Genomic DNA, 23,055 nt, shown 5'->3' on the forward strand with positions numbered 1-23,055 from the left:
CCAAATGAGTGATAGGCAGCAATAAGGCAGCATCTTCACTCATATTGCAGGAAGAACAACAGCAAGCCGGAGCTGGCAGTTACATCTGCTGGCTCCGGCTTCTTCTATGCTGAAATCTGCTTCATTATTCAACTCCTGGAAAGGAAGGTATAGTGCAGAGCAGTGTTCAGTACAGGATCGTTCCCCTGCTGCATATCCTCAATCGTATACTGTACCGGAATATCCGGCTTCAATACGGAATAGGCGGCACGCCGGAACTCCTGTGTGCAGTAATACACGGTGATCTGGCTGTTGGGCAGGGGAAAAGGCAATATATCTCCAGGCGAATTAGGGCTGCCCATAGCCGGTTCACCCATTGTGACAGCATGCAGTTCGTCATGCAGTGTGACGGCGTGCAGCAGAGCGGATGAGGCGGTCTGGCGATCGACCAGAACGATTATCCGATCATGGAACTGCGGAATGCTCTGCAGAGTGGCGAACAAGGGATTCAGCAGGCTTTCATCTCCGCCGGAATTGCCTCTTAGATCGATTATCAGTCTGTTGATATCCAGATTGTGAATACTGTCCTGCATATCCAGCATCAGCTGATTTACAGGATAATTCAGGTCTTCTATGCAGGTATTGTAATCCAGATAAAGGGCATGTTTCCCGGTAAATGAAGCAAGACTGTAATTGGGAGATTTTTTCTCCGATAAGACGGAGTTTGATTGTGCAGCCGGCTCCAGATTATGGGCAGCAGCGGATACCGGTATGGGGTGAACGGTAAGGGGAATCCTGGAGCCGTTCACACCGGAAAAGGTGAGCGAAATTGCAGACCCATCGTCGATCCACTGCAAGCCGTGCAGAACATCCGATATTAGTATGTACAAAGGAATAAGCGCTCGTAAATCCTGCTCCTGATCATGGGGGATAACCGTCTGCAGATGTCTGATTAAGGGAGCCAACGGGCGACCATTGATCTCGATTAATTCCCTGTACATGACCTGCCGATAGGGAGCAGAAGTGGCTGTAACATACAATTTTTCATTTTGCCAGTATAGACGGAAGGGCAGTATGGTCGTCTGGCTGAAATCCATCGAGTTATGCAGATGGCCTACCTCTGCCAGCGTCTGCAGAAGACTGACTTTTACCCGGTCATTATCGGGATAATAGTAAGGCAGTCGCTTCATCAGCGCATCGATTCTCTGGTTGAATAGAGCTGCCTGATCGGGATGATGATTCAGGTGGACATCTTTATGGACATACTGCTCCCGCAGTGTGGTCAGGTCTTCTTTCCAGCGCTGCTGCCAGTGCAGGTAAGGTATCAGAATGGTGATAAGTACGATAGTGAGCAAAAGCAGCAGCAATCTGGAAAATCTGGGTTTGATGGTTGGCAGCTTCATGTCTATTCTCCTTATTCATTTTTCACTACTATATGTCCCAAGCCCATATTGAACCTATGCATTTTGGTACACTGCAGCTCAAGCGGATCAGCTGGGAGTTCGCCGTTCCCAGGATTTTGTTATATAAATGAAACAAGATTATGTACTATCTGTATAAACATTTGGTGTAAATATCATGGATCAATTGCGGGCGATCCTTGATGTATGCTATAAATGATGTAGTTCCGGCAAGGAACTGCTTTAGACCCACATATTCACATAAGGCTGAGGCCATCGGATATGAATACAGGCACCGTCATGGATCTACATACGGGAGCACGATTATTTGAGAAAAAGGAGCTGTCATCTGCACATGTCTACCGAGATGAACACGCACGAAATTATTAACCTGATCAAAACAAGCAAAAAGAAAACTCCTGTCAAAGTCTACCTCAAAGGTCAACTGGAAGGACTGACTTTCCCGGAAGGCGTACAGACATTCATTACCGGTAACACCGGTGTTATTTTCGGAGACTGGGCCGATATCCAGGGCGTACTGAGCGAGAACAGTGCACAGATCGAAGACCACGTCATCGAGAGCGATCGTCGCAACTCCGCGATCCCGCTGCTGGACATGAAGAACATCAATGCACGCATCGAGCCGGGCGCATTTATCCGTGAAATGGTATCGATTGGCGACAATGCAGTCATCATGATGGGCGCGGTTATCAACATCGGCGTCGTAATCGGTGAAGGTACGATGATCGATATGGGCGCTGTCCTCGGCGGACGCGTTCAGGTCGGTAAAATGTGTCACATCGGTGCAGGTTCCGTTCTGGCGGGCGTGATTGAGCCGCCAAGTGCACAGCCGGTTGTTGTGGAAGACGATGTACTGATCGGTGCGAACGTAGTCGTACTGGAAGGTGTACGCATCGGTGAAGGCGCAGTTGTCGCAGCTGGCGCGGTCGTAACCCAGGATGTGCCTGCATTCTCCGTAGTTGCAGGAACGCCTGCGCGCGTGATCAAACAGGTCGACGACAAAACGAAGTCCAAAACAGAGATTCTGCAGGATCTGCGTACGCTGTAATCCGGATACTCTCGCTGTTGGTACGGCATCATAAACTGGCTCATGCCGCTACATGATGGATGACAGAGCGGCGCAGATGTGCCAGCGGTCGCAGCCTTACAGCAGTGAACCGATATATATAAGAAGGCTGTCATGGTAATCTGTGACAGCCTTCTTTGCATATTATATAGAAAATGTATATATAGAAACTACAAAACGAAAAGTTGCCGTATAGTGCTGCAATCGCTGGAAGACAGTGTGCAAAAGAGGTAGACTTTTAACATGGCAATGGTTCCGGCAGCGGCCGGATCTGTCATATCAATATGGATTATGACCCTATTTACAAAGGAGCCGCATCGAATGACCACTCAATCACTGATTACGATCCGCCGCGACCTGCATCGGATGCCGGAAGCGGGCTTTCAGGAATTCAAAACCCAGCGCTACCTGCTGGATTACATAGCGACACTGCCGCAGGAGCATATCGAGGTACGCACCTGGAAAACCGGCATACTGGTATATGTGCAGGGTACATCGCCAAGGCGCCGGTTTGGTTACCGGGCCGATATGGACGGGCTGCCGATTGCCGAGGAGACGAACTATGATTTCCAGAGCGAGCATCCCGGCTATATGCATGCCTGCGGACATGATCTGCATATGACGATTGGGCTGGGCATCCTGACACATTTCACCGAGCAGCGGATGCAGGATGATCTGGTCATGATCTTCCAGCCGGCCGAGGAAGGACCGGGCGGGGCCAAGCCGATGCTGGAAAGTGCAGAGCTGGCTGACTGGATGCCGGAGCAGATTGTCGGACTGCATGTGGCGCCGGAGTATCCGGTCGGTACGATTGCGACGAGACCGGGCATTCTGTTCGCCAATACGTCCGAGCTGTTCATCGACCTGATCGGTATGGGCGGACATGCGGCCTATCCGCACCGGGCCAATGATATGGTGGTCGCCGGCTGTCAGCTGGTCGGGCAGCTGCAGAGCATCGTCGCCCGCAATGTGAATCCGCTGGATTCGGCGGTAGTGACGATCGGCAAGGTCGAAGGCGGAACCAAGCAAAATATCATCGCCGAACGTGCCCGGCTGGAAGGCACGATCCGCACTCTGTCTGCTGAGACCATGGTACTGGTCAAATCGCGCATTCAGGCACTGGTACGCGGGATTGAAGCGGGATTCGAATGCCGGTCGGAGATCGACTGGGGCTCCAATTATATGCAGGTATATAATGAAGAAAAGCTGACATGCGAGTTCATGCAGTGGCTTTCCGGACGATCGGATGTGCAGCTGGTGGAGTGCACCGAAGCGATGACCGGCGAGGACTTTGGATATTTCCTGGAGCAGATTCCGGGCTTCATGTTCTGGCTGGGTGTGGATACACCGTATGGACTGCACCACAGCAAGCTGGAGCCGAGCGAGGATGCGATTGAAGTGGCGGTACGGACGGTTACCGATTATTTGACCTGGAAATCGGCTGCGGCAGAGTAAGTCTGAACACTAAAATGATCGATGGAAAAACAGAGCGAGCGGAAGGAGGACGCAGATATGGCGAGAACCAAAGCTTTTGACAAAACAGCGGTGCTTCAGCGAGCCATGAAAACTTTTGGTCGGACAGGCTATGAAGGAACCACCCTGCCGGATCTGCTGCAGGAGCTGGGGATTGCCCGGCAGAGTCTGTATGATACGTATGGCACCAAGCGCGATCTGTTCATTATGGCGGTCAAGCACTATATGGATAGCAAGACCGAGGATATGGCAGAGCTGCTGAACCAGCCTGGGAGTGCGATCGAGCAGCTGGAGCATATTTTTGATGTAATGATCCGGGCGCTGGTCGATCCGGAATTGGCACAGCAGTGCTTCATTATTAGCAGTGCGGTCGAGCAGGCACCCCAGGATGAAGAGCTGCGGCAGTATTTGCAGACCAATACGGAGCAGATCGAACAGGGATTATATCAACTGCTGCAGCGTTCGGCAGATGAAGGTGAATTGTCTACGGCTTTTGATCTGCAGGAGCTGGCGCGCTATCTCGCTCATGAGCGAATGGGTCTTATTTTCTCGGCCAAGGCGGGAGCGGACGAGCAGCAGCTGCGCAGCATCACGAAGATTGCTTTGTCGGTGTTACGAAGTCATCGTGCCTGATGAGCAATATAACAAAGGTCTCCGAAGCGCAGCAGCTTTGGAGACCTTTTTGGTTTGAACGATTTTTATACTCAAAGTGTTTTTTCATTCGGTTACTTGCCCTCTGTTTCTTTTCTGTCTAATGCTATCTTACTGGGGAACAGGCGCATACCAGTGCAGATTGTTGCGGATAAAGTTTTCCAGTGAACGGGGAGGTTGTCCAGTCACCCGCAGAACGGTGTCGGTCACCTGGTCTTCGATCCCTTCCGTGCGGATACGTGTATCCAGTCCGGCAAAGAAACGCGCATAATCCGCTTGTATACCAGCTGTTAGCAGAATTGTATACAACTCATCTTCATTGACATGATGATGCTGAACATCCAGTCCGGACCATCGGCTGATGATGGCAGCTGCTTCACTATAGCTAAGAGACTCTGGTCCGGTGATGATATGATCGGTATTATGCGCCTGCTTATCGGTCAGTGCATGTACAGCTACCCGGGCGATATCCTCCGCATCGACGAAGCCGAGTCTGCCGTCACCGGTGGCTGTCGTAATTCCGGCGCCTGTTCGAATGGCATGTCCGTGAGCGGCTTCGGTAAAGTTCTGCATAAAATAGGATGGCCGCAAAATCGTCCATTCTGGCGCATTTTCCATAATAAACTGCTGTACGGTTCCGAATACCGGTCCGGCTGCCTCGATCGAAGCGCTCGACAGCAGTACCAGACGTCTCGTTCCAGCAGCAAGTGACTGCTGGATAAATGGAATCATGACTTTCTCGGGCTGCATATCCATCACGGGAGCGACCAGATAGATGGTGTCCATGCCTTCGATCGCAGCAGCGAATGTCTCCGGCTGGTACCAGTCGAATCTTACTTCAGGCACAGCCGGATGACCGGAACGCAGCGAACGCATCGCTTTGCGTACAGGGTAGCCTTGCGCCGTCAGCATTTCCGCTATGCGGGTAGATGTCTTGCCGCTGCCTGCAGTCAGTAATATACGGTTGCTCTGCATAATCATCCCTCTCCTTGATCGGCATCCGGCGTGGCGGCCCATGCTACAGCAAGCGGGTTCCAGTAGTCCAGATAGCGCGAGATTTTGCCGTTTTTCACTTCAACCAGTGAGATATAATCCTGTACATAGCTTTTGCCTGTCGTCTGCATGATGCCAGTGCCTTCGAACCGGGCGATGAATAGATCCGGGTCCAGCGTCTGGTGAATGACCGGTGTGCTGAAGTGGCTCATCCGGATCATTCCGTCAAAGCTGTCCATATACGCTGCGAGTGCCTGCTTGCCTTCCAGCAGACGAGTGTAGCCTTCATCCGCATAAGGAAATTCAAAACGGATTTGCTCGTCAAACAGGTCCAGCCAGCGCTCGACATCGTTATCCAGCAGCAGGGAGCCAAAGCTGTTCATCAGGGTCAGCGCCTGTTCCGCACGTTCATTCAGCAGGTTCATCAGGGAAGGGGAAGCAATAAATGGGGTAGTCATAATCAATTCCTCGCTTTCTGTCCAAAATGGAATAGAATGGGTCTCTGCCGGGGCTGTAGGGCAGCTCGGACAAAGGCTTATAAGACCACTATATCTATTCCAGACTATTTAGTCAATAATATCCGGACTAAATAGTCTATAATTATTTGAAGGTGGATACCAGGTGGATATCAGGAGGATCAATGGAAAGACTGACAGACCATATGGAGGGAGCAAGCTGGCTTGGTCGCTTATATTCATGAAACCGTATGTATTTTCATGTAACAACCTGCTTTTTAACGTTAATCAGGTACAGAAATGAATAGTCAAAGCATCGCAAAAAAGCTTTGACTTGCTGATCTCCGGTGGCTTACAATACTCATTTGTCGGGTAAGAATGGTTAGAACCCGGATTATGCGGCATAATCCTTTTTGGGTTGGATTCCGCATGAGCAAGTTCCAGCACTAATCCAACAGATACGGATGATTAAAGGAGCATGGAAGCATGAGCATAAAAAAACGTATTTATGATATGGTACTGATCACGATAGGCGCCTTTCTGTTTGCACTGGCGGTCAATCTGTTTATCATCCCTAACAATCTGGGTGAAGGCGGCGTGACCGGGGTAACGATTATTCTGTATTATCTGTTTGAATGGTCTCCCGGACTGGTCAATCTGATCATTAACGCTTTCCTGATTCTGATCGGTTACAAGTTTCTGGATAAGACAAGTACGATCTATACTATCATTGCTGTAGCGCTGAATTCGCTGTTCCTGCATCTGACGGAAGGCTGGCGTATCGAGTCGAATGAGATCGTCGTCAATGCGGTCTTTGCCGGGGTGATGGTCGGTGTCGGCATCGGGCTGATTATCCGTGCAGGCGGTACGACGGCAGGTACGGCGATTCTGGCAAGGATTACGCATAAATATCTGGACTGGAATATCAGTTACGGTCTGCTGTTCTTCGATCTGATTGTGGCGTTCTCTTCGCTGTTCATTATCGGAGCAGAGCGGCTGATGCTGACGATTATCGCGCTGTATATTGGGACCAAAGTGATGGACTTTATTATCGAGGGTCTGAATCCGAAAAAGGCGGTCATGATCATTTCTTCCCATCAGGAAGCGATCGCGGAAAAGGTCATTACAGTGATGGATCGGGGCGTGACGGTATTGTCCGGTCATGGTTATTACACCAAGAATCCGAAGGAGATACTGTATATTGTGATCAGTAAGCAGGAGGTATCTGTGCTCAAGAAAATTGTACGCACGGAAGATCCGAATGCGTTTATTACCATTCATGATGTGCGTGATGTGTTTGGAGAAGGCTTTCTGGAACTGTCCAAGTAAGCTGTATCCATGGCTCCTTTTCGAAAATAAACAGAAGTACATTCAAAAGCCGCACCGTCTCCCCGGGTAGTACCCGTACAGGAGAAGGTGCGGCTTTTATCATGGAAGGCAGCAGCCTGAGCGTATGCCTGTGTACGGGATGCACAGCATAACGCAGAGGCGGTCAAGCTTCCAAGCGATTATTCAGCCGAGCGGGCTCAGGATTTGCTTTTTACGAGTTCCAGCGCCATATCGGCTTTTTGCAGATCATGTTCTACCTGCTCGTCGATATTGTAGGCGTGGTACATTTCATTTTCAATCATATAGTTGGCGATTTTCTCATGCAAATCAATCGCTTTTTGCATTTGCGCTTTGAGGGTACGACGTACACCGGGGCTGGCTGTCTCTGTCAGAGCTACCGCATAATTGCGAACACCGGCTTTGGCAGACATCAGCAGATCGGTGGCAATTGCCAGATCATCCAGTGGTGCTGTTGCATTCATAAGCATTTCTTTGGTCATACTGTTGGAAGCCATAATGAATTCCTCCTTATTTTTGTTTTTCCAGGATGGACTTGAGGTCTTCAATTGCTTTGGTGGAGTCTTGAACATCTTCGTCCATGATCTGTCTCAATTTCTCATCCTTTACAAGTTCACGCATCGCTACCGCTTTGGTGACACAGGATGTTTTAAAAGTGAGCAGCTCGTGTACTTCCAGCATTTCATGAGTCGCTAATTGTTTGGCCATGATGACATCTCCTTTGCAACCATTATTTAACAGGCTTTCTATCTGTATATAAACCGGTTCGTTCGGTTTGTATCAGCGAAAATGGGGTAGTGTCCAACAATTCAGAATGGATGCTGCAGTGGGATAAGCCTGATATTCTGTTATTGTCATATTATGGTCGCGGATAACAGCACGTTATGGACAAAGAAATAGATAAAGACCCTCCCTACAGCAGAATCTTTGCTGTAGGGAGGGTCGGAATGAATACTGGTGACTATGCGATTACTTGATTTTGAAATGATCAATTTCTTTTTGCAGATCATCTGCGCGGGCAGCGAGCGACTGGGCGGAAGAGGTGATTTCCTGCATGGAAGCCAGCTGCTCCTCGGCAGAAGAAGCGATATCGTGCATGCTCTCGGTGTTGCGGGTGGAGATGCCGGTCACTTCTTCGACGGAACGAGCTACCTGACCAGCGTTGGAATTGACTTCCTCGACCCGTGCATTCATTTCCTGCAGGCTCGACGAGATCTGGTGGGAATTGGACTTGAGCTGCTGGAACTGTTCGGCAGATTGCTGGACCGAAGTCAGTCCATCGGTTACGGAATGATGAATCTGCTTGAAGGTGGACAGGGATTCGTGAATCTCGCGAATGATATCCTGGAGCAGTCCTTCGATATGCTGGGCGGACAGACGAGATTGCTCCGCCAGCTTCTTGACTTCACCGGCGACGACGCTGAATCCTTTGCCGGCTTCTCCGGCGCGTGCAGCTTCAATCGCGGCATTGAGCGAGAGCAGGTTGGTCTGTTCGGCGATCGTATTGATCGTTTTCAGGATATTCGAGATTTCGTTGGACTTTTGGGACAGTCCGTTAACGACTTCATTGGCCTGATTCACCGAATGATCAATATGCTCCATCTGGTTAACGGTTTTACGGATCAGCTGATCGCCTTCCTCTGCCATTGTATTGGATGTGCGCGACAGACCGAGCAGGGACTGGGAATTCTGCTGTACTTCCTGCAGCCAGCGGGCGACATCGTTCAGTTGTGAAGCACTGCTGTTCATATTCTGGTTTTGTTTTTCTGCACCGGAGGAGAACAGTTCGATCGCGGACGTAATCTGTTCGGTCGCCTGGCTGGTCTGCTCGGAGCTGGCATTCAGCTGCTCGGAAGAGGAGACTACATCGCTTACTGTATCCTGAATGGAACCGACGAGTGAGCCGAGCGATTGGTTCATATCGTTAAAGGCTTCGGACAAACGCCCCAGTTCATCCTTGCTTTTGTCCTGAACAGACTGGGTCAAATCTCCGCTGCTGATTGCACTGGCGACCTGCACAAGTTTGTTCATCCGCTTGCTGATGGAGCGTGTGATCAGCCAGATCACGGTGCTGCCAACGACCAGGGCGATAACCATCACGAGCAGTGTCTGGTGAAGCATAGGCTTTACTTTTGCATCAATCTCGCTTTGGGAGAAGTTGCCGACGAGCTTCCAGCCGGTCAGCGGGCTGGTCGTATAGCTCAGTTGCTTGTCGATATCGTTGAATACGTAACTGAAATGGCCTTGTGGTTTGTTTTCTCCAATGATTCGCTTGGCAATAGTATCGGTCTCGCCTATCTTAATCGTTGGATGGGAAATATACGTACCATCCGGTGCAAGGATAAATGCGTAGCCCTGTTCACCAATCTTGATTGTGGATGTGATATTAAGCAGTGCGGCAATGCTGATATCCAGACCAACCACGCCGCTCTTGTCTTCCGTCTGCCGGGCGACAGTCACGGTCATCTCCTGTGTGGTGGAAGAAATATAAGGACTGGTAATAATTGTCTTTCCGGGACTGGCTTCAGCTTGCTGGTACCATGGGCGCTGTCTTGGATCATAGTCGGCAGCGGTTGGTGAGTCCGAGGAAGTGAAAAATGCGCCTGTAGTAGTACCTACATAGATACCTTCGACTTTGCTGGTGGCCTTGTCAAACGTATCCAGACGTTCCAGCAGTGCGGCACTGTTGGCGCTGGTATAGTCGCTCTGCGTAACCTGGCCGGCGAAATAGTTGACTGTATCGACATTTTGCTGCATATCGTTATCAACGACTGCACTCAGTGTGCCTGCATTGATCGTGGTGCTGTCAATGAGTTCCGAGCTGAGCGAGCGCTGGGCAGTGAAATAAGAAACAAGACTGGAGGCTATCAGTGCTGTTACGAGTACAGCACAGAAGGAAAACATCAGCTTGCGGCCTAGAGATTGGTTGAGCAATAAAGATTTCATCATATTCATTGGATCCCCCCCGTTAATTATCTGAATGAATATGTTATCGACAGAAAACGCTGATGATTAAAGATGGAAATGCTAGGAAATTTTCTTAAAATATAAAAATAAGCAAGAAACTTAGTATATATGCGAAAAAAGCATATTTACGGATCTGTTACCAGCACCAAAATGCCGTTCACATCCATAAATATGCTTTAAATAGTATAGGTATACAATTATTCGAATGCCTAACTCAGACGCTGGACAAACTGCTCCAACCGATCCAGCGCTTGTTCCAGTACCGGACGTGCACAGGCATAGGACAGCCGGATATACCCTTCACCATATCGGGAAAAGGCATCTCCGGGCACGACAGCGACGCCAGCTTCATCGAGCAGACGCAGCGCGAATTCCATGGAAGGCAGAACCAGATGAGCGATGGAAGGGAACAGGTAAAAAGCGCCTTCCGGCTTTTCCAGTGTTAATCCCATGTTCATCAGCCGATCATATACATAATCCCGGCGCTTCCGGTAGGCGTCACGCATCGGCAGAGCATCATCGATACCATGAGTCAGTGCTTCCAGCGCCGCATACTGGCTGATGGAGCTGGCACAGGACACATTGTACTGGTGCACCTTGAGCATATGGGCCGTCAGCCAGGCCGGTGCGAGCGTATAGCCGATCCGCCAGCCGGTCATGGAGTGGGACTTGGAGACCCCGTTAATGATGATCGTCTTGTCCCGCATCCCTGGCAGCAGAGCGATCGATTCATGCGGCGTGTCGTAGATCAGCTCACTGTAGATCTCGTCCGAAATGACAAAGATGTCCCGCTCTCTCAGCAGAGCAGCCATATCCTCCAGCTCGCTGCGGTTCATGACGCGGCCGGTCGGATTGGAAGGGTAACCGATCACTATCGCTTTGGTGCGCGGCGACAGATGCGGCTCCACCAGTTCGGCCGTCAGCTTGAAGCCGGTACTGCGGGTATCCACATAGACCGGTACACCGCCCGCCAGCCGGATGAGCGGCTCGTATCCGGGATAGATGGGACCCGGCAGGATCACTTCATCACCGGGCGTAATAATCGTTCGCAGGGTTACGTCCAGCGCTTCACTGGCGCCCACGGTAATAATCACTTCGGTAGAACCGTCGTACTGCTGGCCGTACTTGATGCGCGCAAAGTCCGCAGCTGCCTGGCGAAGTGCCGGAATGCCTGCATTGGGGGTATAGACGGTGCGCCCTTCCTGCATCGCGCGTGCTGCTGCTTCCATAATATGCGGCGGGGTCGGGAAGTCCGGTTGTCCGAGCGTGAGGGCCAACGCTTCCGGGTACTGGGCCGCTGCGTTGGCGATTTTGCGAATGCCGCTGATCTGAATATCCTTGACCGATGAATTAACCAGATGTTCCATGTATGTCTTCCTTTCTGGATGGAGAAATATGTAAAAGATATGCGGGCTACCGTATTCAGGTACATCCGCCTGCTCACTGTGCAAGAATCATTTTACAAAGTATATCAAAGTCTGCCGGGGGAGGACAGACAGATCTTCCGGTGGTCTGTGTGGCGGCATCGCCCTCCCATCCATAACAATCGCTGTCAGGAGGTCCGGAATGGTCACCATTTCATCCGTACCTATACAAAAAGACCTCCACAAGGGAGGTCTTTTGCCAATGCTACCAAAGGAATACTCGCTGTAAAGCATCCAACATCCAAACAGGCGAATGCATAAATTCATCGATACATCATAGGCTTGTCGCCCGGGGAGTTATTTTACCGTGTAGGTGTAATGCGGTGAATCATACTGCGGGCCGGACTTTTCATAAGTGAACCAGTATTCGATCTTGCTGACCGAGCGCAGTCCGGTAATATTTTTGCTCCAGGTGCCGGAACTGTCGGTCATGCGCAGATTCTGCTGGTCGCCGTTATTGATCTTGTAGTGCAGATCCACGTACTTGGCAGTCGTTACCGGCTTGAAAGTAATGCGCACTTCCGTACCGGATACGCTGCTGAGACGGGCTGTGTAATCGGCTGTTGTATTTTCACTGCCGGTACCAGTCGTTGGTGGCGTCACCGGAGGCTCTGTCGTAGGCGGAGGTGTGGTGCCGCCGGTGAGATACTGTCCGGTGAACGGGTTGAACCGGTGCAGGGACATGATCAGCCAGCCGGTGCTGGAGACGCAGTTCTGCTGGGCCATCACCCAGTAGCTGTTGCTGGTGCCTTTGAGCGAGTAAGGGATACCGCCGAGCGATGCGCCTGAAGTTCCCTGCTTTTTGATAATTTCATTGTTGATGGCGTCGGCTTTGGCGGTGTTGCCCTGCAGATAGTAGGCCAGGGACATAAAGGCACTTCCTTCAAACCATACATCCGCACCGGTGCTGCCGATCTGGTTGCCGTTATCGTCATGAGCCGGCATCACCTGATCGGTCCAGTCAAAATCATAACCGGTCAGCATATTGCCTGCATCGTTATACGTCAGCGTCTGCTTGTAGCGCGGATTGTCCATTGTACCCGGTGATCCGTTGGCATTTTCCACGTAGGCCAGACTGGCGCCGTAGTTATGCGTACCGCCTGTACCCAGTGCCAGCACGCCCCATGGATTCACATCAAGCGGAATCTTCGGATCGATCAGGCCGGTATCATTTTTCCAGCCGCCGGTGAAGCGCTTGTGGGCTTCGTCCCATACATAGTTGTCGAGGAAGCTTTTGACTTTTGCGGCAGCCGCGTTGTAGGAAGCGGCTTTGGAGGGGTCAACTGATGCATAATATTGCAGTACACGGTAAATGTCGATGTTATGCTCGGTGGAGCTCCATGGTTCATTGGAGTTGGTCCAGCCGCTCCAGCCGCCGGCTACGCCGCCATTAGCCTGCTGATATTGCAGCGACCAGTCCAGCGCCTTGAGCGCCATCGGACGGTAGCGGGTGTCATTGTACTGCTTCTCGTATGCCATCGCTGCCATCGCCATCCAGACGACCGGACCGACATGCTTGCGGATCTCTTCACCGGCGCCGTTATTATACCAGTAGGAATTCAGCCAGAAGCCCTGCGGGTCCTGGATATCGCGCATTTTGTTCAGTACTTTCTCGGCGCGTCCGCGTTCCCCTTTGACGATAAAGGCGATTGCGGCGACAGCCTGATCATACGTATAGACGATCTGCTTGGGATTATTCGGCCCCCAAAAGTCTTCAAAGCTGTCTACCAGCCCGTCAAAAGCGAGCCCGGCTGTGGCATCCTGCTGGGTCTCCAGCCAGATCAGCGCCTTGTTGGAAGCATTGCTGGCTGCATCTGCGCGCACCGGTCCGGCGGCGCTCAGGACACCTCCGACGAGCAGTACGCCAGACAGTAATAGATGAGTCCATTTCTTCTTCATACAGTTCCTCCCTCAGAATGGTATGTAGCAGGTAAGTCAAGTCTATAGTGGATGATGATAGCGCTTTCGTAAATGCGCTATGCTACGCACTGTATGTGCATTTCTACGATGGATATGCCGAAGCGGTCAAACAGGGAATAGACGCATCCGGTAGCCAAAGCAGGAGCATGTACAAACTTTTTTATATATTCTTTATAAAATGCACTGTTTCTATTGCAATTCAATCGTTATAATAGCAATGGTGCCTTTTGCGTAAGATTGAAGTGGTTAAATAATAAAATGATGCAATTTCATCACATAAAATGTTATTTAGTCATATAAATGGAAACGTTAGCTGCAGAATGATCCCTATCCGGATCGTACGGGCTGAAGGTAAACGAAACGGAGCACCGCCGGGCGATACAGGGGGATGCAAACAAGGAGGCTGTTATGAGCGAAAATACCATTATCCGGTTTGATGGGGTGACCAAGCGTTATGAGGATGGAACGCTGGTACTGGAACATATAGATTTTGAGATCGAACGGGGTAAATTCTACACGCTGCTCGGTCCATCCGGCTGCGGCAAGACGACCATCCTGCGCATGATTGCAGGCTTTACGGAGCCAAGCGGAGGATCGATTTATTTTAACGGCAAAGTCATCAACAAGGTGCCGGCCAACAAGCGTCAGGTGAACACGGTATTTCAGGATTATGCGCTGTTCCCGCACCTGAATGTGTTCGAGAACGTAGCCTTTGGCCTGCGTGTCAAAAAGATGAAAAAAGACCAGATCCAGACCAAAGTGCTCGAAGCGCTCAAGTTCGTCAATCTGGAAGGCTACGGCCAGCGGGCGATCTCCGAAATGTCCGGCGGTCAGCGCCAGCGGGTGGCGATTGCGCGCGCACTGGTCAATGAACCGGAAGTGCTGCTGCTGGATGAGCCGCTGTCAGCGCTTGATCTGAAGCTGCGTACAGAGATGCAGTACGAGCTGCGCGAGATTCAGCAGCGTCTGGGCATTACCTTTATCTTCGTTACGCATGACCAGGAGGAAGCGCTGGCGATGTCGGACGAGATCTTCGTTATGAACAAAGGCAAGATCGAACAGAGCGGTACGCCGAACGATATCTATGACGAGCCGATTAACCGGTTCGTGGCGGACTTCATCGGGGAATCCAATATCGTACCGGGCCGAATGATCGAGGATTATCTGGTGGAGTTCAATGGCAAGCAGTTCCAGTGCGTCGATGCCGGACTGCGTCCAAATGAACCGATTGAAGTGGTGATCCGTCCGGAGGATCTGGAACTGACGACCGAAGATCGCGGCAAGCTCAAAGTGCGCGTGGACAGCCAATTGTTCCGAGGGGTTCACTATGAGATCAGCTGCTATGATGATTCCGGTCACGAATGGCTTGTACACTCGACCCGCAAAGCCGAGCCGGGCAGCCAGATTGGTCTTGATTTCGAGCCGGAAGCGATCCATGTTATGCGATTCGGGGAAAGTGAAGAAGATTTCGACCGCCGTCTGGAAGGATACGGAGAAGGCGGTGTCCATGCAGGCTAATACTCGTGCGGTCTATATGCTGCCTTATTACGTATGGATCGTCCTGTTTGTCGTGGCACCGGTCGTGCTGGTCGCTTATTATTCCTTTTTTGATGTGAATGGCAATCTGACGCTGCAGAATTACCGGACGTTCTTCACCCCTGTGTATATGCAGATGACGCTCAGTTCGTTCTGGTATGCCTTTCTGGTGACGCTGTTCTCGCTGCTGATCGCTTATCCGGCAGCGTATCTGCTGACCCGGACCAAGCATCGGCAGCTGTGGATTCTGCTGATTATCCTGCCGACCTGGATCAACCTGCTGCTCAAAACGTATGCGTTTATCGGAATCTTCGGTACGTATGGTCCGGTCAATGCGCTGCTGGGTACGATCGGGATCGGTGAGCAGCAGCTGCTGTTCAATGCGTTCAGCTTTGTATTTGTATCGGTGTATATTTTCGTGCCGTTCATGATTCTGCCGATCTATAATGCGCTGGAGGAAATGAATCCAACGCTCATCTCCGCAGCCCGTGATCTGGGGGCATCCGGCTGGACCACGTTCCGGCGGGTTATTTTCCCGCTGACACTGTCCGGGGTCAAATCCGGCTGTATGGCTGTCTTTATCCCGTCTCTGTCGCTGTTCATGATTACCCGCCTGATTGCCGGCAACAAGGTTATCACGCTCGGTACGGCGATTGAGCAGCACTTCCTGGTGACCCAGGACTGGGGCATGGGCTCGACGGTTGCGGTTGTGCTGATTATCGCCATGGCGGTACTGATGCTGCTGACCGGCGGCTTCGGTCAGGAGGTGCGTCATGGTAAATAAGAATAAATGGGGTAATCTGTATCTGGTGCTCGTCTTCGCTGTCCTGTACGCACCGATTCTGTATCTGATGTATTACTCGTTCAACAGTGCAGGCAATATGCACGAATTCGAAGGATTCACCTGGCAGTGGTATGGCGAGGTATTCCAGGATACCCGCCTGATGATCATTCTAATCAATACGCTTGTGATCGCGCTGCTGTCTTCGGCGATTGCGACGATTATCGGCATTATCGGTGCGCTGGCGATTGACCGGATTCAGCGCCGCCGGCTCAAGGATGCCGTGCTGTCGCTCAATAATGTACTGATCGTCAGCCCGGATGTTATTATCGGTGCATCGTTCCTGATCCTGTTCACGATTGTGGGCATCAAGCTGGGCTTTGCTTCGGTGCTGATCTCGCATATCGCGTTCAGTATTCCGATTACCGTGCTGATGATTCTGCCGCGTCTGCAGGAGATGAGCCCGACGCTGGTCGATGCGGCCCGCGATCTGGGTGCCAGCCGCCGCGATGTGCTGACACGGGTGATCCTGCCATTTATCAAACAAGGGATTTTTGCGGGATTCTTTATGGCATTTACGTATTCTCTGGATGATTTCGCAGTGACGTTCTTCGTAACCGGTAACGGATACTCTACGCTGTCGGTAGAGATCTATTCCCGGGCAAGACAGGGTGTGGCGCTGTCGATCAATGCGCTGTCCACGCTGATCTTCCTGTTCACCACTGCGCTTGTAGTCGGTTATTACATGATCAACCGCCGCGCACAGAACCGAACGCGCCGGACCGAGATGGCTGCCGAAATGGGGGTGCCGAGATAAATGAAGACGATTAGCCGTATGTTTATCGTAATCATCGTCGCTGCTCTGCTGCTCATGTATCTGGCTGCACGGCTGAATGTCAGCCAGGGTTACTCGGGCAGCAATACGCTGACCATCTACAACTGGGGTGACTATATCGATCCCGATCTGCTGGACCAGTTCCAAAAGGAAACCGGCATCACGGTCATCTATCAGACATTTGATTCCAACGAAGCCATGCTGACCAAGATCGAGCAGGGCGGTACGACATTCGACGTAGCGATTCCGTCCGATTACGCCATCTCCAAGATGCGCGAGGACAATCTGCTGCTGCCGCTCGATCACAGCAAGCTGCCGAATCTCCAAAATATCGATCCGTCGTTCCTGAACCTGTCGTTTGACCCGGATAACAAATATTCGGCGCCTTACTTCTGGGGAACGGTCGGCGTGGTCTACAATCCCAAGCTGACCAACCTCAAGTTCCACAGCTGGGACGACCTGTGGGACCCATCGCTGCGCAATAATGTGCTGCTGACCGATGGAGCACGTGAGGTCATGGGTATGTCGCTGAACAGCCTGCATTACTCGCTGAACGACACCAAGGAAGCCCATCTGCAGGAAGCGCTGGCCAAGCTCAAGCTGCTGACGCCGAATGTCAAAGCAATCGTAGGTGACGAGATCAAAATACTGCTCGCCAACAATGAAGCGGCAGCCGGACTCGTCTTCTCCGGCGATGCGTCGGAGATCATGAGCGAGAATGAAGATCTGGACTTTGTCGTTCCGGAGGAAGGCACCAATCTGTGGTTCGATAACATGGTCATTCCCAAGACGGCAGCCAATATCGATGGCGCCCATAAGTTCATCAACTTTATGATGGACCCTGAGGTGGCGGCGCAGAACGCGGAGTATGTGGGCTATTCCACGCCGAACGATGCGGCACTGAAGCTGCTGCCGGAAGACATTTCCGGTGACGAGCGATTCTACCCGCCCGCGGATCTTACTGATCGCCTGGAAGTGTACGATAATCTGGGCAAAAAGATGCTCGTGCATTATAACGAGCTGTTCCTGCAGTTCAAGATGAATAAATAGACAAACATGATCCAAGAGCAGCCTGTTGTCAGGGCTGCTCTTTTTTTAACTACAGACAGTCGGCATCTCCAGTGGTGGAAGAGCCGTTTGGTACAGCACAGATACTGAATATTAGCGAGATTAATGTGACGACTCCGCTATTGATGGAGACGGGTGAGCGATTGATTCAATTCGGTATCCACTCTCGCGAGATTATCTGGCAGGAGGTATGCGCAACTTTTATATATATCAATGCGTCTATGTAATATGGTTAAAAATAACTTATATTACATTGAAAGGGTGTATATGATGAAAAAGATCTTTATGTTAATGCTTACTGTAACTCTTTTTTTCTCGGTGTCATCCATTACAAGTGCAGATGTATTTGATGATTCAAAGGTGAAAGTAGTGCTTAATGGTTCTGAGCTGGATTTTGATCCAAACGCTATTATTCAAAATGGTAATACCATGGTTCCGTTTCGCCAGCTTTTTGAAGCTTATGGAGCTCAGGTAACCTGGGATCAGGAGACCAAAACGATTACCGCTGTAAAAGAAGATACAACCATCAAATTAACACTGGATAGCTTTGATGCGTACGTAAATAACAAAAAAATCAAATTGACTCAGACACCGTATATGGCTAGAAATACATCACTTGTTAACCTGCGATTTATTAGTGAAGCCATGAACGCTAAGGTGAATTTTGATAAAAGTAATTTGACTGTAAATATTACAACTTCTAAATAATCGAAATAACCACTTTATATAACTGTATAAAGTGGTTATTTTTAATACTTTTATAGAAAATATTTGAAAATATACATTAATATGATATTATTGTCATCAAATGAAAGGAGGGTAGAGGTAAGAATATTCAACATAGAATCAACTACATAAGTATGAACAAGTTACAGGTTGTACAAAGAATATTTTCTTCGCATGCAATCGGATAAATCGGATACTATATTTATAATTAAAGGAGATGTTTTGACAATGAATTTTAAAATTGTAAAGCTGTCCTCTATAGGACTCTCTTTCGCCTTGTTTTTATCTATGGGATCCTCTACGTCTGCCGCAGCAGCTAATGTTGAAGATCAGTTAAGCATTAATAATCAGACAGATCAAAATATTTCAGATGCCAAAATAAGCGAGATTTTGGACATTTCCAGACAGGTGGCAGATGAATATAAACAAAGTAATGTTCGTACGCTGGGGGCCTCTGAGACCAAGCAGGTGATCGACTATTACCGTATAGAAGAAGACAAGGGCTATTTTTATGAAATTACCCCCGATCAAAAAGAGTCATTGACCATTTTGGATCTGGAAGATGTGGAACAGAACTCTACATCCCCCTCTGCGAATTCCTTGGCAGCAGCAAACACAGGGCTGCCGGATGGTATCGGTGGTAGAGCCGTTATCCGCAAAAATGGTTCCTATTTGAATACTACTGTAAGAACTGCGACAGCAAGCCAGATGGGAAATACAGCAAACGGTATCGCCTGGACGTATTCAGGGTTTAGCGGTACAGGCGTAAGATCCAGTGGAGGTATTGGATCAGTTGAGGCTGATATGGGTCTTCAGTACAGTAAGGCTTACGGTTATGTAAAATGGACACCACATATTGGATTTAGCAATGGGGATAAGAAATATGGAGATCCACTTACTGGTTATGACAAACTTCAATATCGGAATGGATTCGTGGAAGGCAGCGATGTTAATTTTTCCGTATATCGTAATATTAATAACAATACACGATTATCCCAGAGTGGGTATGGAGTCTGTGCGGATATGAACTGCACGAATACAGCAGATACTTATCTGACTTCAATTCTGGAAGTTGCATCAACTAAGGTAAGCAGTGTTAGCCAATGGAAAGTGTTGGCCACTATTGCAGGCAGTGAAAGTGTAACAGGGAAAAACTATGCGCGATTTAGCAATATTAATATAGATGGCGTTCCTGCCACACCGATAGTTGACCAGGAAGACTACGCCAATATTACGGTAAGTGGTAATAGCGCTACGATTAGCGTATCAAGGTAGTGTATTACACTATATTGAATAACAATATTAGAAAAGCAAGCTGAATCAATAAACCATTCTCTGTCATGTGGAGAGTGGTTTATTGATATTTTAGAAAAAGGAAGGACGGCTATAAGCACAGAGCGGCGGAAAGGGAATAAGGGCAAAGGACGACATTGGAGCCTGGGAATCTACCTTTTCTCCCCCTTCGTAGATTGCCAGGCTCCACCGGAGGACGTGCCCTTATCCCTTTCCATAGCGGATACAGCCTGACCAGCGCACTACACGAGCGCACCCTGGTCAGGTTTTTCGCTATTTCCACACGCTTGATTACCCTGTCAGCAAGCAATGTTCGTATTTGCCGCCCATATGAACTTCCGGAACAATCCGCCGCACATCAAGTTCCTTATTTTTACAACACCTTGAAAACACGAACCTCAAACCTTGAATTTCTGTATTGCTGTAAGTAAGCGTTTACAGCATAATGTGGATGTAATGTTAATAATAATATTGATCATTCAACCAAGGGGGATAATACACAATATGAGAAAAACAGGCAAAGTCCTTTCGTTATTGCTGACCGGCGCGCTGGCGCTGGGCCTGACGGCGTGCGGCAACAGTGACTCGGGTACAGGCAGTGAAGGTGCAAGCGGTGGCAGCGGCGGCGACAAGGTCACGATCACTTTCCAGAACATCTATCCGGACCCGACGACGCCGACATACAAAATGATCCGCCAGATCGTGGATTCCTACCAGAAAGAACATCCAAACGTAGAGATTGCCCTCGACACCCTGAATACCGACCAGCAAAAATTGAAGCTGAAAACGCAGGCAGCTTCCCGCGAAATCCCGGATATTACGATCGTGAATCCTTCTGCACAGATGAAGCCTTATGTGGATGCAGGCTTGCTCGCACCACTGGATGACATTCTGGACCAAGACGGCCTCCGTGATACATACCAGGAAGGCCTGCTCGACTACTACAGCAAAGATAATAAAGTCTATGCACTGCCGGACGGCAATAACATTGAAGTCGGCTATTACAACAAAGCCCTGTTCGCCAAAGCGGGCATCGATGCTCCACCAGCCACTTTCGAAGAACTGCTGGCAGATGTGAAAAAGCTTAAAGCCGCAGGCATTACGCCAATCGCGATCGGAGAAAAGGATTCCTGGACCGGTTCATTCCTGTTCATGAACATCCTGCTTCGCACAAACGGCGGACCTGGCTTCCTGCAGGACGTGGCAGACGGCAAGAAAACATTTAACGATCCGGCATTTATCGAAGCGGTAGATGCCTTCCAGCAGCTTGTACAGGCTGGCGCTTTCCCTGAAGGGGCAACATCCATCGACGCTACAGCAGGCGGTAACATGTTCCGTACCGGCCAGGCAGCGATGTTCTTTATCGGTACATGGGAGACCGGCGCGAACGACTCTTCCACAGTAGGCAAGGACGTAGGCGTATTCAAGTTCCCGACCGTCAATGGCAAAGGCAACCCGGATGAGTTCATGTTGGCACCAGGCAGCGCGTTTGCCGTATCCGCCAACAGCGAACATCTGGCGGAAACCAAAGATTTCCTCAAGTACTTTGCAACCAATTATCCAAAAGTATCCTTTGAACTGAAAAACGCAGTGGGCCTGGGCCAGAAAGTGGAAGGCGATTTCTCGGCAGCGGGTTACTCCCCACTCGCAATTGAAGTGCTCGACCTGTTTAAAAACATTAAAGGCGGCGACCTGTCCTTCGATAACACGATGAACCCGGCCGTATCGCAGGTCCATCTGAGCAGCATTCAGAACCTGTTTGTACAGCAGGTTGATCCGAAGCAGGTAGCAGCAGAGCACCAGGCAGCATTCGAAGCGAATCCTTAAGCAACAGGAAAGCGATTCTGCTTGATGATGTTAGCTTATAGCTGCAAATATGCTGAATAAAGCTTGAAATGCAGCAGCGCTCCGTCAAGGAATTCTACCAGCTAATAACTCGACAACCATACAGGCGCAAGTTCTAACAGGGGGGCGCCCACCAGCGCCCCTTTATTCATGCATGGGCTTTTTAAGCACTTAGCGAAGGCAAGAGAATTCTGCCAAAGACCGACCTTTAAGAATAGAGATCGACCGCGAGGGGTCATTCAGGATCTCTATTCTTAACCGGAGGTCGTGGCAGAATCTCTTGCCGGAGCGGTTAATGCACAATCTGCTCAGTAACTTTGCAACAATGCTGCACCATACAAAAAGAGGCTCCACCACTGGAGAGGAGGGAGAAACCATGAATGTATTAAAAGTACCTGCCCGCACGATCGCCATTTTTGTACTGCCGTGTCTGCTCCTGTACATAGGCACCGTATTTGTGCCGATTCTGGTTTCCTTTTATACGGCTACACTGGATTGGAACGGAATCGGAGATGCCAAGTTCATTGGGCTGGCCAATTTCCATACGCTGCTGTTTGAAGATACCAACTTCTGGCCGTCGGTCAAGCGGACGCTGATGTATTCGGTATTCTCCATGGTTGAGATTCCGTTCTGTCTGCTGTTCGCCATCTTGCTGAACCGCTATGTTCGCAAAGGCAGCCGGCTTGTTACGATTTATTTTGTCCCGGTTATCCTGTCCAACGTTATTCTCGGACAGCTGTGGAAAACGATCTACAATCCGACTTCAATGGGCGGTATGCTGAATGGTATCCTTATCCAGCTCGGACTGGAGAACTGGACACACAGCTGGCTGACCGAACCGGCGACCGCGATGTATGCACTGTACTTTGTCTCGCTGTGGCAGTACTTTGGCTACCATCTGCTGATCCAGTTCACCGGCGTGCAGAATATTCCGGATGAAATCTACGAAGCGGCCAAGATCGATGGCGCAGATGGTTTTAAGGCAGACCGATATATTACGTTCCCGATGATCGTGCCGATCTTCAAAATCTCGATTGTACTGGCATTTATCGGGTCTCTGCAGGCGTTCGAGCTGGTTATGGTTATGACCGGCGGCGGACCGGCACATGCGACCGATACGATCGCGACCCATATGTACAATATGTCCTTCCTGTCCCAGAAATACGGATATGGCAGTGCGGTGGCTACGTTCCTCGTGGTGTTCTGTCTGATCGTCACGGTTGTGATTAACTTTATCTTCAACAAAGTCGAACGCAAGGTAACCTAAAGGAGGAG

At 50.0% G+C, this 23,055-nt stretch carries 20 protein-coding genes; 12 read left to right on the forward strand and 8 right to left on the reverse strand.

The genetic code is table 11. From position 1 onward, the window contains the following. Nucleotides 1–128 precede the first annotated feature (128 nt). Nucleotides 129–1,382: a hypothetical protein gene (locus M1D61_RS01275; protein WP_458120829.1), complete on the reverse strand. Its 1,254-nt coding sequence runs from the start codon at nt 1,380–1,382 to the stop codon at nt 129–131. 352 nt (nt 1,383–1,734) lie between these two features. Here M1D61_RS01275 and dapD point away from each other — a divergent pair, with 352 nt between their 5' ends. The 3 genes from dapD (at nt 1,735) to M1D61_RS01290 (ending at nt 4,572) form a co-directional block, all read left to right on the forward strand. Then, nucleotides 1,735–2,448, forward strand: coding sequence for a 2,3,4,5-tetrahydropyridine-2,6-dicarboxylate N-acetyltransferase (gene dapD, locus M1D61_RS01280; protein WP_046212582.1), 714 nt, complete (start codon nt 1,735–1,737; stop codon nt 2,446–2,448). 339 nt (nt 2,449–2,787) lie between these two features. Continuing rightward, the gene (locus M1D61_RS01285) at nt 2,788–3,921 is read left to right on the forward strand and encodes an N-acetyldiaminopimelate deacetylase (RefSeq protein WP_458120830.1); all 1,134 of its coding nucleotides are present in this window, start codon (nt 2,788–2,790) and stop codon (nt 3,919–3,921) included. A 57-nt stretch (nt 3,922–3,978) separates the two neighbouring features. Further along, nucleotides 3,979–4,572: a TetR/AcrR family transcriptional regulator gene (locus tag M1D61_RS01290; RefSeq protein ID WP_458120831.1), complete on the forward strand. Its 594-nt coding sequence runs from the start codon at nt 3,979–3,981 to the stop codon at nt 4,570–4,572. Between the two features lie 129 nt (nt 4,573–4,701). Here M1D61_RS01290 and M1D61_RS01295 read toward each other — a convergent pair whose 3' ends face one another. After that, nucleotides 4,702–5,565, reverse strand: coding sequence for an NmrA family NAD(P)-binding protein (locus tag M1D61_RS01295; protein ID WP_458120832.1), 864 nt, complete (start codon nt 5,563–5,565; stop codon nt 4,702–4,704). Between the two features lie 2 nt (nt 5,566–5,567). Beyond that, on the reverse strand, nt 5,568–6,041 hold the full coding sequence (locus M1D61_RS01300; RefSeq protein ID WP_458120833.1) for a nuclear transport factor 2 family protein: 474 nt from the start codon (nt 6,039–6,041) through the stop codon (nt 5,568–5,570). 489 nt (nt 6,042–6,530) lie between these two features. Between M1D61_RS01300 and M1D61_RS01305 the strand changes: the two genes are divergently transcribed. Then, the gene (locus M1D61_RS01305; protein WP_458122391.1) at nt 6,531–7,367 is read left to right on the forward strand and encodes a YitT family protein; all 837 of its coding nucleotides are present in this window, start codon (nt 6,531–6,533) and stop codon (nt 7,365–7,367) included. A 197-nt stretch (nt 7,368–7,564) separates the two neighbouring features. Here M1D61_RS01305 and M1D61_RS01310 read toward each other — a convergent pair whose 3' ends face one another. The 5 genes from M1D61_RS01310 to M1D61_RS01330 all read right to left on the reverse strand — a co-directional run bounded on the left by M1D61_RS01310 (nt 7,565) and on the right by M1D61_RS01330 (nt 13,675). Beyond that, a complete protein-coding gene (locus M1D61_RS01310; protein ID WP_458120834.1) occupies nt 7,565–7,882 on the reverse strand; it encodes a spore coat protein in 318 nt (105 codons plus the stop codon). A 13-nt stretch (nt 7,883–7,895) separates the two neighbouring features. Continuing rightward, a complete protein-coding gene (locus M1D61_RS01315) occupies nt 7,896–8,093 on the reverse strand; it encodes a hypothetical protein (protein ID WP_046212586.1) in 198 nt (65 codons plus the stop codon). Between the two features lie 261 nt (nt 8,094–8,354). Then, nucleotides 8,355–10,334 (reverse strand): methyl-accepting chemotaxis protein, encoded by a 1,980-nt coding sequence (locus M1D61_RS01320; RefSeq protein WP_458120835.1) that lies wholly within the window; start codon nt 10,332–10,334, stop codon nt 8,355–8,357. A gap of 227 nt (nt 10,335–10,561) precedes the next feature. Further along, nucleotides 10,562–11,719 carry an aminotransferase A gene (locus M1D61_RS01325; RefSeq protein WP_458120836.1) on the reverse strand — a complete coding sequence of 386 codons (1,158 nt, stop codon included), beginning with the start codon at nt 11,717–11,719 and terminating at the stop codon, nt 10,562–10,564. A gap of 354 nt (nt 11,720–12,073) precedes the next feature. Beyond that, the gene (locus M1D61_RS01330) at nt 12,074–13,675 is read right to left on the reverse strand and encodes a hypothetical protein (RefSeq protein WP_458120837.1); all 1,602 of its coding nucleotides are present in this window, start codon (nt 13,673–13,675) and stop codon (nt 12,074–12,076) included. Between the two features lie 429 nt (nt 13,676–14,104). On the opposite strand from M1D61_RS01330, the gene M1D61_RS01335 reads away from it, so the two are divergent. From M1D61_RS01335 to M1D61_RS01370, 8 genes are all read left to right on the forward strand, one after another. Continuing rightward, nucleotides 14,105–15,214: an ABC transporter ATP-binding protein gene (locus M1D61_RS01335; protein WP_046212590.1), complete on the forward strand. Its 1,110-nt coding sequence runs from the start codon at nt 14,105–14,107 to the stop codon at nt 15,212–15,214. Continuing rightward, complete coding sequence (locus tag M1D61_RS01340) at nt 15,204–16,016, forward strand: ABC transporter permease (protein WP_458120838.1); 813 nt, start codon at nt 15,204–15,206, stop codon at nt 16,014–16,016. The genes M1D61_RS01335 and M1D61_RS01340 overlap by 11 nt, the downstream gene beginning before the upstream one ends. Further along, nucleotides 16,006–16,830 carry an ABC transporter permease gene (locus M1D61_RS01345; RefSeq protein WP_458120839.1) on the forward strand — a complete coding sequence of 275 codons (825 nt, stop codon included), beginning with the start codon at nt 16,006–16,008 and terminating at the stop codon, nt 16,828–16,830. Before M1D61_RS01340 ends, M1D61_RS01345 begins: the two co-directional genes overlap by 11 nt. After that, nucleotides 16,831–17,898: an ABC transporter substrate-binding protein gene (locus tag M1D61_RS01350; protein ID WP_458120840.1), complete on the forward strand. Its 1,068-nt coding sequence runs from the start codon at nt 16,831–16,833 to the stop codon at nt 17,896–17,898. 285 nt (nt 17,899–18,183) lie between these two features. Continuing rightward, on the forward strand, nt 18,184–18,624 hold the full coding sequence (locus tag M1D61_RS01355; protein ID WP_458120841.1) for a copper amine oxidase N-terminal domain-containing protein: 441 nt from the start codon (nt 18,184–18,186) through the stop codon (nt 18,622–18,624). 246 nt (nt 18,625–18,870) lie between these two features. After that, complete coding sequence (locus tag M1D61_RS01360; RefSeq protein WP_458120842.1) at nt 18,871–19,917, forward strand: YrpD family protein; 1,047 nt, start codon at nt 18,871–18,873, stop codon at nt 19,915–19,917. A gap of 522 nt (nt 19,918–20,439) precedes the next feature. Beyond that, entirely contained in the window at nt 20,440–21,762 is a 1,323-nt protein-coding gene (locus M1D61_RS01365) for an extracellular solute-binding protein (protein WP_458120843.1), read from the forward strand. Between the two features lie 394 nt (nt 21,763–22,156). After that, on the forward strand, nt 22,157–23,047 hold the full coding sequence (locus tag M1D61_RS01370) for a carbohydrate ABC transporter permease (protein WP_458120844.1): 891 nt from the start codon (nt 22,157–22,159) through the stop codon (nt 23,045–23,047). Nucleotides 23,048–23,055 lie beyond the last annotated feature (8 nt).

Source organism: Paenibacillus sp. Z6-24, from assembly GCF_054161335.1.

Excerpts from the sequence above, each read along its gene's own strand:
- M1D61_RS01360 (WP_458120842.1), top strand. The coding sequence starts at position 18,871 with ATGAATTTTAAAATTGTAAAGCTGTCCTCTATAGGACTCTCTTTCGCC.
- M1D61_RS01275 (WP_458120829.1), bottom strand. The coding sequence starts at position 1,382 with ATGAAGCTGCCAACCATCAAACCCAGATTTTCCAGATTGCTGCTGCTT.
- M1D61_RS01335 (WP_046212590.1), top strand. The coding sequence starts at position 14,105 with ATGAGCGAAAATACCATTATCCGGTTTGATGGGGTGACCAAGCGTTAT.
- M1D61_RS01325 (WP_458120836.1), bottom strand. The coding sequence starts at position 11,719 with ATGGAACATCTGGTTAATTCATCGGTCAAGGATATTCAGATCAGCGGC.
- M1D61_RS01330 (WP_458120837.1), bottom strand. The coding sequence starts at position 13,675 with ATGAAGAAGAAATGGACTCATCTATTACTGTCTGGCGTACTGCTCGTC.
- dapD (WP_046212582.1), top strand. The coding sequence starts at position 1,735 with ATGTCTACCGAGATGAACACGCACGAAATTATTAACCTGATCAAAACA.
- M1D61_RS01290 (WP_458120831.1), top strand. The coding sequence starts at position 3,979 with ATGGCGAGAACCAAAGCTTTTGACAAAACAGCGGTGCTTCAGCGAGCC.
- M1D61_RS01370 (WP_458120844.1), top strand. The coding sequence starts at position 22,157 with ATGAATGTATTAAAAGTACCTGCCCGCACGATCGCCATTTTTGTACTG.
- M1D61_RS01285 (WP_458120830.1), top strand. The coding sequence starts at position 2,788 with ATGACCACTCAATCACTGATTACGATCCGCCGCGACCTGCATCGGATG.
- M1D61_RS01355 (WP_458120841.1), top strand. The coding sequence starts at position 18,184 with ATGATGAAAAAGATCTTTATGTTAATGCTTACTGTAACTCTTTTTTTC.
- M1D61_RS01295 (WP_458120832.1), bottom strand. The coding sequence starts at position 5,565 with ATGCAGAGCAACCGTATATTACTGACTGCAGGCAGCGGCAAGACATCT.
- M1D61_RS01300 (WP_458120833.1), bottom strand. The coding sequence starts at position 6,041 with ATGACTACCCCATTTATTGCTTCCCCTTCCCTGATGAACCTGCTGAAT.
- M1D61_RS01340 (WP_458120838.1), top strand. The coding sequence starts at position 15,204 with ATGCAGGCTAATACTCGTGCGGTCTATATGCTGCCTTATTACGTATGG.
- M1D61_RS01365 (WP_458120843.1), top strand. The coding sequence starts at position 20,440 with ATGAGAAAAACAGGCAAAGTCCTTTCGTTATTGCTGACCGGCGCGCTG.
- M1D61_RS01350 (WP_458120840.1), top strand. The coding sequence starts at position 16,831 with ATGAAGACGATTAGCCGTATGTTTATCGTAATCATCGTCGCTGCTCTG.
- M1D61_RS01345 (WP_458120839.1), top strand. The coding sequence starts at position 16,006 with ATGGTAAATAAGAATAAATGGGGTAATCTGTATCTGGTGCTCGTCTTC.
- M1D61_RS01310 (WP_458120834.1), bottom strand. The coding sequence starts at position 7,882 with ATGGCTTCCAACAGTATGACCAAAGAAATGCTTATGAATGCAACAGCA.
- M1D61_RS01320 (WP_458120835.1), bottom strand. The coding sequence starts at position 10,334 with ATGATGAAATCTTTATTGCTCAACCAATCTCTAGGCCGCAAGCTGATG.
- M1D61_RS01315 (WP_046212586.1), bottom strand. The coding sequence starts at position 8,093 with ATGGCCAAACAATTAGCGACTCATGAAATGCTGGAAGTACACGAGCTG.